The sequence below is a fragment of the Vibrio sp. 10N.261.55.A10 genome (assembly GCF_041470825.1).
GTDB lineage: Bacteria > Pseudomonadota > Gammaproteobacteria > Enterobacterales > Vibrionaceae > Vibrio > Vibrio crassostreae_C.
Window position 1 is genome coordinate 39,935 of the sequence record NZ_JBFRNC010000028.1, and the last position, 14,265, is coordinate 54,199.

At 44.6% G+C, this 14,265-nt stretch carries 12 protein-coding genes; 2 read left to right on the forward strand and 10 right to left on the reverse strand.

What is annotated here, in order from left to right; translation table 11 throughout:
- Positions 1 to 6: 6 nt before the first annotated feature.
- From AB4274_RS08485 to ltnD, 8 genes are all read right to left on the reverse strand, one after another.
- A complete protein-coding gene (locus tag AB4274_RS08485; RefSeq protein WP_017063996.1) occupies positions 7 to 879 on the reverse strand; it encodes a patatin family protein in 873 nt (290 codons plus the stop codon).
- Between the two features lie 217 nt (positions 880 to 1,096).
- On the reverse strand, positions 1,097 to 2,548 hold the full coding sequence (locus AB4274_RS08490) for a catalase (RefSeq protein ID WP_372111699.1): 1,452 nt from the start codon (positions 2,546 to 2,548) through the stop codon (positions 1,097 to 1,099).
- Positions 2,549 to 2,840: 292 nt separating this feature from the next.
- Complete coding sequence (locus tag AB4274_RS08495; protein WP_372111702.1) at positions 2,841 to 4,013, reverse strand: glycerate kinase; 1,173 nt, start codon at positions 4,011 to 4,013, stop codon at positions 2,841 to 2,843.
- A 113-nt stretch (positions 4,014 to 4,126) separates the two neighbouring features.
- Entirely contained in the window at positions 4,127 to 5,581 is a 1,455-nt protein-coding gene (locus AB4274_RS08500; protein WP_372111704.1) for a GntP family permease, read from the reverse strand.
- Positions 5,582 to 5,760: 179 nt separating this feature from the next.
- Positions 5,761 to 6,537, reverse strand: coding sequence for a 2-oxo-tetronate isomerase (gene otnI, locus AB4274_RS08505; protein ID WP_372111706.1), 777 nt, complete (start codon positions 6,535 to 6,537; stop codon positions 5,761 to 5,763).
- Entirely contained in the window at positions 6,537 to 7,184 is a 648-nt protein-coding gene (locus AB4274_RS08510; RefSeq protein ID WP_171349682.1) for an aldolase, read from the reverse strand. The genes otnI and AB4274_RS08510 overlap by 1 nt, the downstream gene beginning before the upstream one ends.
- 11 nt (positions 7,185 to 7,195) lie before the next feature.
- Positions 7,196 to 8,452: a 3-oxo-tetronate kinase gene (gene otnK, locus AB4274_RS08515; protein ID WP_372111709.1), complete on the reverse strand. Its 1,257-nt coding sequence runs from the start codon at positions 8,450 to 8,452 to the stop codon at positions 7,196 to 7,198.
- A 2-nt stretch (positions 8,453 to 8,454) separates the two neighbouring features.
- On the reverse strand, positions 8,455 to 9,369 hold the full coding sequence (gene ltnD / locus AB4274_RS08520; RefSeq protein ID WP_017072298.1) for an L-threonate dehydrogenase: 915 nt from the start codon (positions 9,367 to 9,369) through the stop codon (positions 8,455 to 8,457).
- Positions 9,370 to 9,649: 280 nt separating this feature from the next.
- Here ltnD and AB4274_RS08525 point away from each other — a divergent pair, with 280 nt between their 5' ends.
- Together AB4274_RS08525 and AB4274_RS08530 are read left to right on the forward strand one after the other, a co-directional pair.
- A complete protein-coding gene (locus AB4274_RS08525) occupies positions 9,650 to 10,408 on the forward strand; it encodes a DeoR/GlpR family DNA-binding transcription regulator (protein ID WP_017072299.1) in 759 nt (252 codons plus the stop codon).
- 180 nt (positions 10,409 to 10,588) lie between these two features.
- Positions 10,589 to 11,050: a hypothetical protein gene (locus tag AB4274_RS08530; protein WP_017060924.1), complete on the forward strand. Its 462-nt coding sequence runs from the start codon at positions 10,589 to 10,591 to the stop codon at positions 11,048 to 11,050.
- A 43-nt stretch (positions 11,051 to 11,093) separates the two neighbouring features.
- Here AB4274_RS08530 and AB4274_RS08535 read toward each other — a convergent pair whose 3' ends face one another.
- The gene (locus tag AB4274_RS08535; RefSeq protein ID WP_372111712.1) at positions 11,094 to 13,325 is read right to left on the reverse strand and encodes a hypothetical protein; all 2,232 of its coding nucleotides are present in this window, start codon (positions 13,323 to 13,325) and stop codon (positions 11,094 to 11,096) included.
- A gap of 431 nt (positions 13,326 to 13,756) precedes the next feature.
- Positions 13,757 to 14,095: a hypothetical protein gene (locus AB4274_RS08540; RefSeq protein ID WP_017060926.1), complete on the reverse strand. Its 339-nt coding sequence runs from the start codon at positions 14,093 to 14,095 to the stop codon at positions 13,757 to 13,759.
- Between the last annotated feature and the right edge of the window lie 170 nt (positions 14,096 to 14,265).

The window sequence follows — 14,265 nt, forward strand, 5'->3', positions numbered from 1 at the left end:
CCGTTCCTAGACGCAGAAATGACAATCTTCGGTGTCTAAACCATACACGCCTTTTCGAATGGCAAGGTGCTCTTCACCCGCTTTAATGCCCATCTCATAACCTGCATTAAGAGTACTTTGATCCATAGTTAAACGCTTTACTGCGAACGCTTCTGGCGGCGCTATCACTTTAATGGTCGCATCTTTGGGTGGGTTACGAATGAACTCCAGAGACTGGTTGTAGTTTTCAGCACGCACCGCCATCGATTCAGCAATATTTGGGAATTTCTTTAATAGTTTCTTCAGCATCCATTGGTGCTTTTGAGGCTTCATTCGGTAGCTCAATGGGTGAGACAGAATCACGGTAATATCGCGTGCGCCACGGCGATATGCTTCACGAACCGGAATCGAATCGGCTACACCGCCATCGGTATAACAGCCACCAGAGAAACACGGAGTTTCACGGTAAGCGATAGGTAAAGCGGTGGTCGCTTCCACCACGTTAGAAAGGTTTTCTGGCTTAATATGGTAGTAGTCTGCACTGCCCGTATCGACATTTGTGACAGCAGCAATGAGTGGGATACTTGAAAACAACTCACCACAATCGAGCGGATAACGTTGATTGGATTCGTTCCATAACCATTTAACATCTACCAAGTTACCGCCTTTGGCAAAGCGAGCAGGATTAAAGAAAGTTTTATCCGTCGCCATCGTGGTGATCACATCATAACTGCGTTTTGGTGCATGAGATAAGTAGCCAACCAGATTCGACACACCTGCAGATACGCCGATGGCAAAATCATAAGGACGGAAATCGTCTTGCATGAAGGCGTCTAAAACTCCGGCAGCAAAAATACCTCTCATTGCTCCACCTTCAACGATTAATGCGCTCTTATTCATCTCAAACTCTTCTACTTTATAAACTGATAGTCGTAGAATAATCCCATCACTCTTACAAAGATAATGGGATAGATTTATCAATTCGATAGGTAAAAACTATCAATGTGGATTATTAAATTTTTCAATGGCTTAGGGTTGCTTGATATTCAGCGAGATCAAAAAAGGCCATCGAGTAATTCACTCAACGGCCTTTCAATTAACGAATCAAGATGATTGATTACGACTTAAATTCGCTCTCATCGATTTCAAGCAGTTTACCAATGCCTTCACCGTATGCAGGGTCAGCTTTGTAACAGTGTCTTAGGTGACGCAATTGAATCTCTTTTGGTACGCCGCCTAGGTTACGAGCAGTGTTATCAAACAGAATCGCTTGCTTCTCTGGTGTCATTAGGCGGAACAAGTCACCCGGTTGCGAGAAGTAATCTTCATCTTCGCGGTGATCCCAGTGTGCTGCTGCGCCATCTAGGTTCAGTGCTGGTTCAGCGAAATCTGGCTGCTCTGCCCACTGACCTTCGTTGTTTGGCTCATAACCTAGTGTGCCACCGAAGTTACCATCGACACGCATCGCGCCATCACGGTGGTAGCTGTGTACTGGGCAACGAGGAGCATTCACTGGAATGTGCTGATGGTTAACACCCAAACGGTAACGTTGTGCATCGCCGTAAGCAAACAGACGGCCTTGTAGCATCTTGTCTGGCGAGAAGCTGATACCTGGAACCACGTTCGCCGGGTTGAATGCTGACTGCTCAACTTCAGCGAAGAAGTTTTGTGGGTTACGGTTTAGCTCAAATTCGCCCACTTCAATTAATGGGTAATCAGCGTGAGGCCAAATCTTAGTTAAGTCGAATGGGTTGTAAGGAACCGTTGCCGCATCAGCTTCTGGCATAATTTGAACTTTCAACGTCCATTTCGGGAAATCTTGGTTATCGATGCTGTCTAGCAAATCGCGTTGGTGGCTTTCACGATCATCACCGATCACTTGTGCCGCTTCTTCGTCAGACAAGTTCTTAATACCTTGCTGAGATTTGAAGTGGAATTTAACCCAGAAACGTTCGTTGTCAGCATTGATGAAGCTGAACGTGTGACTGCCGAAACCATGCATGTGGCGGTAAGTCGCAGGGATACCGCGATCACTCATCACGATAGTAATTTGGTGAAGTGCTTCAGGTAAAGAAGTCCAGAAATCCCAGTTGTTCTTCGCGCTGCGCATGTTAGTGCGAGGGTCACGTTTAACGGCGTGGTTTAAGTCTGGGAACTTAAGAGGATCACGAAGGAAGAATACTGGCGTGTTGTTACCCACCATATCCCAGTTGCCTTCTTCAGTATAAAACTTCAACGCGAAACCGCGAATATCACGCTCCGCGTCCGCTGCGCCACGTTCGCCCGCTACCGTTGTAAATCGTGCAAACAGATCCGTCTTTTTACCGATTTCAGAGAATAGTTTAGCTTTGGTGTATTGAGTAATATCGTGAGTCACAGTGAAAGTGCCGTAAGCCCCTGAACCTTTCGCGTGCATACGACGCTCTGGAATCACCTCACGATCAAAATGCGCCATTTTTTCTAAAAACCAAACATCTTGAAGAAGTTGAGGACCGCGTTTACCCGCAGTTTGGACATTCTGGTTATGAGCAACAGGACAACCCGCAGCTGTAGTTAATTTTTTACTCATCATCTATTCCTTATTACCTTTTAGATGCACCATCTTTGTTGCATCTTTACTTCTGAATGGTGGCTATTCATCACACAAAACCACGCAGTAATTAAGGATATAGAATACGCCTGGGCTAAAGTAAAATATAATCGTTTGTATTTATCGTTATCATGGATAAAACCTATCAAATTAATGATCTAAATCATAATCATAATCATTCAATATTGACAATAATATTTACAATATAATAATCATGAACTTACAACACGCAGAAAACCAAAGCTAGGCGCAGCCTACCTCGTAGAAGCCACTATTTTTGAGATATTTTGTGACCTAACCGTAAAGTCGCTGCGATATTTCTTGCCGTTCTTGTTAAGTTAAGCTCCGCCTCTTGTAATACTTTTTCTAAAGTTTGTGGCGATCTTACAGTTCCAAACAAGCTGCTCATTTCGCCGTAAAGCGCTTCTACTTCGGTGCCTAAAGATCCGGCAATTCCTATGGTTGGAATGCCCTGTAAGCTCGCACGTTTGGCAATGCCATAAGGTGTTTTTCCTTGCAGAGTTTGATTGTCCATTTGCCCTTCACCGGTAATCACAAGATCTGCGCCTTTCAATACTTCATCGGCTTGCAAAACATCAAGCACCATCTCAATACCCGGTTTAATCTGCATGTTAAACAACAAACCAAGCCCCATTGGAGCACCACCAGCCGCGCCATAACCAGTACGCTTGTGAACGGGATCATCCCCACGAACACAACCTTGCGATTCAACTACTTGAGCAAAATTCTCAAGCGCCTTATCAAGCATCACAACTTGTTCTGGGCTTGCGCCTTTTTGTGGGCCGAATATATGGCTAGCACCGTTATCACCACACAACGGATTATCGACATCGCACGCCACAATTAACTCGATATCAGCATAGCGTGAATCTAAACCAGTAAGATCAATCGATGATAAATCAGCTAGTGCAACGCCACCTCGGTTAAGCTCTTGCCCTGCATTATCTAACAGTGTCCCACCTAATGCTTGAACAATACCTGCACCGCCATCATTAGTTGCACTGCCACCCAATCCAAGAATAATCGTTTGAGCGCCCTGCTCTATCGCCTCCAAAATCAATTGCCCCGTTCCGAATGAAGAAGCAATCAATGGATCACGCTGCTCTGGTTTCAACAAGTCCAAACCCGATGCAGCAGCAATTTCAACCAGTGCCGTTTTGTTCGGGTTGCTATTGGATGACTCAAGCATCGCCCATTCAGCATTAACTTGTTGCCCTAACGGCCCTTCGACTTGCCTATGTCGCTTTTCACCAACAAGCCCTTGGAGCAATACATCCACAGTCCCTTCACCACCATCAGCCAAAGGCAATGTTACGTATTCAGCGTCTGGGAAGATTTCACGAAAGCCCTTTTCAATACACGCCGCCACAGATACAGCCGATAGAGATTCTTTAAACGAGTCTGGTGCAATAACAATTTTCATACTGAGAGATCCAAAAGATTAGTAATTTTGATGAGTGCCCGATCCAAAAATGCCCCTATTGAAGATCAGCAAGCTAATCACTTAATAGGGGCAGCATATAAAGGTAAGTAGTATTAGTTAGTAACGGCTGTCTTTACTTGTGATTTCTCTTTGCTTTTTAGCCACACGAATACAGCACCTAGAACCGCAATTGGAATCAGTGGGTCGATCAACGTACCGCCTTTACCAAACACTAAGTTTAGAATCATGATGATGCTTGCACCAATCGCCCATGCGATAGTTGAAGACACAGACCAGATCTTAATTTGATCAGCAAGTTCAGTAATACCTAACGTACGGTTAATGATGTGGAAGTATGAATCGTTCAAATGAGAGAAGCCAACCGGACCTACCGCACATGCAAGTGCTACGAATACTGGGTCTAGACCTAACGTTTCAACCAATGGCAGCGTCATCGTTGCTGCAACCATCATTGATGCCGTTGCTGAACCTTGGATTAGACGAAGCATTGAAGCAATTGCTAGTGGTACAAGTAGAGGTGGAATACCGCTGCTCGCGATAGCTTCGGCTACTTGAGGGCCAGCACCTGATGCTTTAAGTACTGCACCCATTGCGCCACCACAGCCAGTTACCACAAGAATTAGACCTGTAGTAGACAGAGCATCATCCATAGAGCTAACCATGTCTTTGCGCTCAATATGACGAGTAAGACCGTATAGCGCCATAAGAACACCGATACCAACAGCAACCACTGGGTTACCAATCAACGAAATAACGTTGTGCACTGCAGTGTCACCTTGACCAACAAGCGTGTTGATTAGGATGAATGCGATTGGCAGCAGAATTGGACCGAATGATAAAAAGTTACTTGGTAGCTCTCTGTCATCTGTTTCTTTTACTTTCTCAAGGTTTGCCCAATCAGCTTGGTTAGTAATCCATGTCTCACCGTTTGGTACGCGGTAGTACTCGTTACCTACTCGGCGAATATAAATCATAGAAAGAAGCATCATAGGGATAGAAACCATCAAACCCCATAACATGTATTCACCTAGATCTACACCCAGAATTCCAGCCACAGCAACTGGACCCGGTGTTGGTGGCACAAGTGCGTGAGTGATAAGCAAGCCAAGCGCTAGAGTTACACCAAGGCCAACCGCTGACTTACCCGTATCACGTGAAATTGCGCGAACAAGAGAATGCAAAATGATGTACGCAGAGTCACAGAAAACTGGGATGGCGACAAGCACCCCTGTAAAACCTAGTGCTAAGTCTTCACGACCTTTACCACACAGCTTTACAAACGTTTTTGCCATTCGAACAGCGGCTCCAGAGCGTTCGAAACACGCGCCCATGATAACGCCGAATGCGATGATCAAACCAATACCACCAAGCACGCCACCAAAACCAGCTTTAATTGCATCAATCAACTCTGTTGGCGCCATACCCGCAAAAAGACCCATGATGATACTTGCAATAACCATAGCAAGTGCGACTGGGATTCTCGTTTTAATAATCATACCCATCATGGCTAAGATGCCAATTACGATGCCTATCAGTGCTCCATCCATTTTTATATTCCTTTTGTCTCTTTCTTCATTTTTATGAAAATTGTAGGGTGGTGCATATAGGTGATATCGGGATCACCTATTGCACTTTATCGTTATGTGTTGGCTTACCTGTAAGCCGTGTTATCTAAATCAGCTTTTACTTTTATGGTTCGTTACATATAAACGCCATTCACACCGCGCTATAAATAACTTTTTACCCAGCCAAGCCCCTCTTCTGTCGTGCCTCTTGGGTTATATTCACAACCAATCCAACCTTGGTAACCTGAATCATCCAAAACACTAAACAAGTGTGAGTAGTTCAGTTCGCCTTCCGATGGTTCATGCCTTTCTGGTACAGAAGCAATTTGGATATGACTGGTATAAGCAGCAACCTCATGAATCAAAGTACTTAAATCACCATCCATGATTTGCGCGTGATAAAGGTCGAGTTGCAGCTTTACATTTGGCCTATCGACCAACTTAATCAGTTCGACAGCGTCACGTTGATGAGCAACAAAGTAATTAGGAACATCACGGCTATTTAGCGGTTCAATCATCAATTCGATGTTATGCTCAGCAAACTTATCTGCGGCAAAACGAATATTTGAGATAAAGGTTTCAACGTGTTGCTGTCTCGTGAACTTCGCATCATGCAGACCCGACATCGCGTGAACTTTCTTGCAGTTCAGCGCTTTGGCGTACATAAGTGCGGTATCAACACTGGCTTTAAACTCATCTTCACGGCCAGGAATCGCTGCAAAGCCACGTTCGCCTGCGTCCCAATCACCTGGAGGCAGGTTGAACAGCACCTGTTCAAAACCAAATCTCTGCATTTTTGCTGCAAGCTCTTCGGCCTCAAATGCATAAGGGAATAGGTATTCAACAGCTTTGAAACCGGCTTGGTGTGCTTTTTCAAAACGCTCTAGAAATGGTACTTCTGTGAATAACATCGTTAAGTTTGCTGCGAACTTAGCCATTATTTGCCTCTCCCTTTTAAATCCATCACTTCTTCGTCCGTTAGGTAACGGATATCATTCCCTTTCAATAAGAATGCTAATTTGGCGGTCTCTTCTAGCTCTTCAGCGTTATCAACGGCATCAACAAAGTCAGTGCCTGTTACTACTGGGCCGTGGTTTGCTAACAAAAATGCTCGATAATCACCTGCTCGTTTTGCCAACTCTTCAGCGATTTGTGGGTCACCCGGACGTAGGTAAGGAATCACTGGTAACTCACCAATTCGCATCACGAAATACGGTGTGAAAGCCTTAATCGCGTTATTACGATCCAACCCTTCAAGGCAAGACAACGCGGTAAGGTAAGTAGAATGCAAATGAACAATCGCATTGCATTCTGCATTATTTCTATAAATCGCTAAGTGGAATGCCGCTTCTTTAGAAGGCTTCTTACCTGAGATGTGGTTGCCATCGATATCAACAACCGACAATTCCTCAGCGACAAGGCGACCAAATGAAGAGCCTGTTGGTGTTGCTAGAAAATGCCCATTAGGTAATTTGATAGACAGGTTACCTGCACCACCAGTGGCGTAACCTCGTTCGAACATTGAACGAGCGAGCGTGACCATTTGCTCTCTTAACTGCTGCTCGTTCATCAAAACTTTACTCATTTGAATCTCGCTTATGAAAAGAATGATTGAGCTTTAGCGAAGAAGTTTTTATCACCAAAATTGCCCGATTTTAGCGCTAGTGATAGCTCACCTTCGACCGATTTAACCCAAGGCACACCTGGTGCGATTTGAGGGCCAATATGAGAACCTTTCACGGCTAGACTTTGCGTCACTACGCCTGATGTTTCACCACCAGCAACAATGAAGTTTTTCACACCATGTTGGTGCAGTTTGATAGCGAGTTGACTAAAAAACTGTTCAACGGCGTGGCTTGAAGCTTGTGCGCCGTATTCTTCTTGAATGGCTTTCAGTGCGGCGGCATCTGCGGTTGCATAAACCAAAGGAGCAAACTCGCCTTGGTTATTGGTCATCACCCAATCGAACACATCATTGGCGTATTGATCATTGGTTAAGCAAGCCTTCACATCGATAGCAAAGTGAGGAGCAAGCTGCTTGTATACCGCAACTTGTTGGTTAGTCATCACTGAACAAGAACCAGAGAACACAACGGTTGGTGCTTTGACTGGGCTACCGGCATGTTTTGCATCACTTTGGTCAGCAAGATGTCCTGTCCAATTTTTAGCGATACCAGCAGCTAGGCCTGAGCCACCTGTGATTAGCTTCAGAGATTTAGCCGCTTGACCTAACGTCACCAAGTGCTCTGCATTAAATGCGTCTACCACGGCGTAGCGACTACCTTGAGCTTTGAGTTCGTTAAAACGAGCGGTAACCGCATCAGCGCCCTGTTCAATCGTTTGAAAGTTAACTAAACCGGAAACACCTTCTGATTGTGCGTCCATCATTCGAACCACACTTGAATCCGTCATTGGTGTAACAGGGTGATTACGCATACCTGAATCACTGAGCAACTCACCAAAAACAAACAAGTGACCGTTGTAAACCGTGCGACCATTTACTGGCAATGCAGGGCAAACCATAGTGAAAGATTCTCCAAGTTCCGCCAAAAGTGCATCTGTTACGTGACCAATATTGCCCTCAGCGGTACTGTCGAACGTTGAGCAGTATTTAAAGTAAAACTGTTGGCAACCTTGAGATTGAAGCCATTTAAGCGCAGTAACCGAATCCGTCACCGCTTGGTCAACTGGGCAAGAGCGAGATTTAAGGCTGATCACCACAGCATCTGCTGATGTGTCAAACTCTCCCGTTGGAATCCCATTCAGTTGAACAGTGCGCATACCGTTTTCAACCAAGAAACCAGCAATGTCTGTTGCACCTGTAAAGTCGTCTGCAATAACACCTAATAACATGATTATTTCTCCGCCTTTGACGTGTTTACACCCGGCAGGTCAATACCTTGGAAGACTTTTATCACTGCACTGTCGTCTTCTTGACCAAATCCAGCATTACTCGCGCTAACGAACATGTTCAGTGCAGCACTTGATAATGGGAGTGGGAATTTCAGGTTTTGAGCGGTATCTGATACCAAGTTCAAATCCTTCACAAAGATATCAACCATAGATTTTGGAGAGTAATCACCATCGACTACGTGCTTCATGCGGTTCTCGAACATCCAAGAGTTGCCCGCTGCATTCGTAACAACGTCGTACATCAAATCAAGCGGAATGTTTGCGCGTGCGGCTAGTGCCATCGCTTCAGCGCCCGCAGCAATATGAACACCTGCTAGTAACTGGTGGATAATCTTAACGGTCGCACCAAGGCCAATGGTCTCGCCGATGTTGTAGACTTTAGCTGCAGTTGCATCAAGTACCGGAGCCAGTGCTTCAAATGTGGTCACCGCACCTGAAGCCATAATCGTCATTTCACCCGCTTCTGCTTTTACTGCACCGCCGGACACTGGCGCATCCAGCATCACAAGATCATGTTCAGCAAGCTGAGCTTCGATTTGTTTCGCGTCTTCTGCTGAGATCGTTGCCGAGACCATAACTGGCGTGTTAGGTCTCAGTGCCGCCGCAAGACCAGTCTTAAACAGTACCGTGTTAACTTGAGCTGCATTCACAACCAATACCAAAACTGAATCAAGTTTGTCGGCAAACTCAACCGCGCTTGTAGAGACCGCTTTTGCGCCATATTCACCCAAGTTTTCAAGCGCTTGCGGATTCAAATCGAAACCATATACATCAAGGCCTGCACGCACGCATGACTTCGCTGCGCCCATGCCCATAGAACCTAAACCGATAACACCAACAGATTGAACTTCTTTCATAGCAAGATGCCTTTCACGTAATTATTGAATTCTAGATTTGTTAATTCTTGTTTATGTTTGTGATTATATGTGAAGCAATCGAATGCGACTTAGTGACAAGTCACACATTTAACAAAAGTTAACATTAATGAGTAATTTAACCCTTTAGAGGCATTAGATAAGGGTAATTTCGGCAGCAATCACAGTTCTAATTGCTATTTCACAACAGATATTCACAGATATTCACAAAACAACCAAAGATTGATAGGATGATGAAAAATAAGAACATAGAAGAAGAATCATGATTCCAGCGGAACGTCAGAGAACCATTTTGTCACTATTATCACACCAAGAAGTGATCAGTATTTCTGAGCTTGTTGAGCACTTAGAGGTGTCTCATATGACTATTCGTCGAGATATCGTAAAGCTAGAGACATCAGGGAAAGTGATTTCAGTTTCGGGTGGCGTTCAGCTGACTAAAGCACTTCACAGCGAATTGTCACACGACATCAAGGTAGAACAGCAAGCAAGCGAAAAAGCTCAAATAGGTCAACTAGCTGCTCAATTGGTTCCTGAGTATTCGACTATCTACTTAGACGCTGGAACAACCTCTTTGGAGATCGCTCACCAACTTGCAGGGCGAGATGATCTGCTTATCATCACCAATGACTTCGCGATTGCCGCATACCTAATGAACAGCACACAATCTGAGATTTACCATACTGGTGGCAAGATTGACCGTGAAAATCAATCGAGTATTGGGGGAAAAGTAGCTGAGTTCTTGGCAGGGATGAATATTGATATTGCGTTTATCTCTTCTTCATCTTGGAATCTAAAAGGGCTCTCGACACCTTGTGAAAATAAGGTATTAGTCAAACAAGCCATTGTTCAAGCAGCTCATTCAAACTATCTGATTTCAGACTCAACCAAATACGGACGTATCGCTACTTTCCACGCCTTAGATTTAAGTGCGCTTGATGGCGTGATCACCGACATTGATCTTTCGAGTAGTGTGATTGATGAGCTTCAAGACAAAGGCATCAAGGTCATTAATTCGTAACGGATCCCTCATCAAATTTCAGGCTCACCAACCAAACATTCAGAGCCTGAATACCACCACTCCAAAATCATCTGTTTATCTACTCGACAAAAATAATTCTTACAATTAAGCGTTTATATTCATTAATAATATTGGCGGCGGGCGGCATAATAGCCGCGAATCCTTCTAACGAGTTTGGTTATGTTCTACAAGCGTCTTTTGGTATTGGCTTTACCGCTTACTTTTGTGTTTCCCATCCATGCTGAAACGTTTGGTGAGCGAATGGCGCGCATCGAACAAGAGAATGTACTGGCGAAAACCATGAGTGAAGAACAAGTTGAATTGATACAAAAAGTCGTACAGACCAACCACTGCGCTAAAGTGGCGTTAACCCATCACCAACGCATTTTGGGGCAATATAAGGTTGAGACGTCTTCTTCTGAGTTATTCGTAAAATGGCGTCAACTCGGTAAGCAGTTAGACGCTCAATACGAGACAGATTACCCCGGCTACCCTAAGCACGCTTTTCAAGAATATCCTGCGGCTTCAAGCAAAGTCGATGGCTACCTTTTTGCTCTAATCGACAATGGTTTAAACGAGCAATCGTGGATCGCCAAAGAATTTAAGCAGTGTAAAAAGAATAAGCTCATATCCCGAACCTAAGCTCTAGTCTGCTCTGGTTCGAGAGTGCTCACTCGCATTAGTTCTAATAAAGTAAGAACAGCCCTTCATAACCGCCAATTTCTATTTCACTCACATAGTCACCAACGTTACCGTTAGCATCAACAGGTTTCATTGGAACATCCAGCGCGATGGTGAGTTTTGCCGCGTCATAAAAGCTCGGATTCTTACCGTGGAAATCCGTGCGATACAACACACGACCATTGCTGAACTCTCTCGCTAACACCATGTCCTCAGGGCCACCAGCAACCACCTGATTTTCAGATTGATACATAAAGTACGTGAACGTCGGTAGAACGTGAGTGATACCATTGGGCAGATCAGCATGCACCATTTCGTTCATCGAGGAATCGCCAACGATGGTGTAGTCAGCAGGCTGAGGTGTCGTTGTCGAAAGCATCAAAGGAATCGGCGCAAAGCCATGTGGGATTTGATGACTCGGCTCTCCCAAGTCAACGGCCAATAACGAACTGGGTTGGTAGGCGATGTTTTTAGGGACACCACTTTGCCAGAAAGTGTCAGCCGTCGTATTGCCACTTCCATAGACGTAACCATTGTTCCACTGATTAAAGTAGCTATGTTGAGCGTGTCGATTGAGGTGGTAGATCGCTAGGGTCGAGTATTGGTCTTGCTTCCAATTATCTTCACTATTTCCAAGATACTGAACTCGCCCATAACGCGTTGTCGCCTGAAAAATAACACTTTGCCCATTGTAGGCGAGCGCAGAATTATCCCAGAATTTTGAGATCCCCGAGTAACCACTAAACCCAGTAGACGGAAAAATGTAGTGCTCGCGTAAATACAGAGAGCCCGCCTCGCTAAGATGAGACTGTCCATTTCGACCCAGTAAGTTCGCGGTTCCGATATTCAACCCAATCGACGCATCACTTTCTAAAGCAGAAAGATTTTTGAGAAACGCTGAAAATTGTTGCTTGTAGAGATCATCCGCTTGATTCGAACCCGCAACAGCTCCTAACTCTTGAACATGCCCGCCAGAGTGAACATAGAACTGGTTCGAGCCAATGAGTTTATTTGTGTCGTCGTTGTACGCACCATTCAAACCTTGTCTTGCCCAGCTTTGCTTGTAGTAGCGATGAATAGCAGATAGATAATCCGCGTTTGCGACGTTCGTTAGCGACCAAGATGAGTTAGCGCTCCACATTCGACCAAATGGCACCACTCTTGATTCCCAACGAAAACGTGCTGTCGCGTTCTTATTGGTTCGATTTCGATACTCGCTTGGCGACAAGTAGTTATCACCATCTAGATCTGCAGACACATCAAAACCACGGATTTTTCGCCATTGGCTGATAGCATTGCGGTCCGGGGTTGAAGTCGGAGCATCGGTTAACTTGACGGTTGGAAAACTGTTTTTGAGTTTTACTTCTTTTAAACGCGGCCTGTCGTCGGCATTCTCACTTTGCCAACGAACTCTCACAACGTATAAGCGCCCACCATCTCTCAAAAAGGTTGAACCAAAATACTGGCCGCCGCCATAACTCGCACCGCTCCCATCATGAGTTGTAGCTCTTAACCAGTTATCCGGAAGGTTCCAGATCACCGATTGGTTTTTGGTCATATTGAGCGTTTTGTCTTTCTTTACATCAAGCCTTTCCCATTGTGAAACCCTACCCTGAGAATCAATAGCAGTTGGGTATTCAATCCAAAATTCACCGCTGCCAGCAAACTGTGAGAACTTAAAGGTCAGCCGTTCGAACTGTTCAGCATGATAGACATACAAAGCCCCACCCTGTTCGAAATTCTCAAACACATCGGCATCCCACGGAGGCTCTTGATACAACCAAAAACCAGCATGGTCTTCACTGGCTGTATAACCCAAGATCATAGGTTTTCGGTTTAAAAGGGTCTTTTCACCATGAGTTTTATCAACTTCGGCAATGACAGTATCTTCAGAAAAGTGCAGGAAATAGTCTTCGAAATTGAGGCCTTCTAACTCAGCTTGGTTACGGAGATCGTTCTCCAACCAACCCGAGTTCATCGCCATGACTTGGTTGTACATATAACCAATTGTCGTGGCCCGCTCATTGTCGGCTTTGTCGGCATAAGCTCCGAACACAATATCACTGTTGGAAATTTCCCAATCAATGACGGCATTCGTAGATAGTGGGGAGCCCAAAAGATCAACACCAACTTCATGTTGCCCTGGCATCACAACCGCTGTACCAACAGCAAAAGCGTAACCAGCGATTAAACATGACGGTATGAGTGCGAGCAGCCCAGAAATGTAGGTTTTCATGATTCAAATTTCCTAATCGATACTGTCATGCCTTAAATCACAAAACGAAAAGTCAGCCAACTTACGTGTCAATTTAGGAATCAAAATACGAAAAAAGTATCGACTACATGGCTCTATTGTTCAAGTGCTCGTCTGTCTTGTTTCATCGGTGGCAAGTAAAACGAGCAAATGCCGATTCAAAATCAATGCATTAAGGAAAATATAAGTTTTTGTGATTTTAATTTTATTTGGAAACCAAGTATCTCCGGCTAACGAGAAATCAGCTCAGATTTTCTCAAAATGAGAATAATACGGTTTGGAAGATGAGAAGTTATCAGAGCCTAGAACTCAGAATAGGACTTGGATTTGCTGTATCGAATCTCAGTTTGAGCGCCACACTATTGAAACTCAATTTGGATAGGCTGTCTAAACAAGAACGATGACAACGCTCCTTAAAGCCTCTTGTTCCACTTCCCTTGATGGTCGCGATCGCAATTTTCTTGCGTATCGTAGCTAACATGCTTATCGATATTCTTCAGTTGAATTCCAACTTGATTGAACGCTTGTTGAATAGCCCCTGAGACACTCTGTTGACCTTCGCCACTTAAGAAGTTCGTTCTATCCTGATTGGTATCGAATACACAGACAATTTTCAAACTTTGCGGAAAAGATGAGAAGTTGACCGAGTGAGTCACCCATAAAAAACCATCGAAGCCTTTCAGCGTGTCTTCACAAACGTCAGTTAACACGTCTCTGATTTGATTCTCGATTTTCTTATCTGATTTACGCATGCGGCAAAGGTCCTATTTAACACCTTAAAAAATAAGGTTTTTCGGTCAGTTTCGTACTAGCTGATATTGGACACTGTGGCGGTTTCAAATGCAAAGTATTTATTGGGGAGAGTCGACTGGAAGATATAGAGGAAACGCCTCATGTTTGATAGCTTACGAGGCGATCAAAC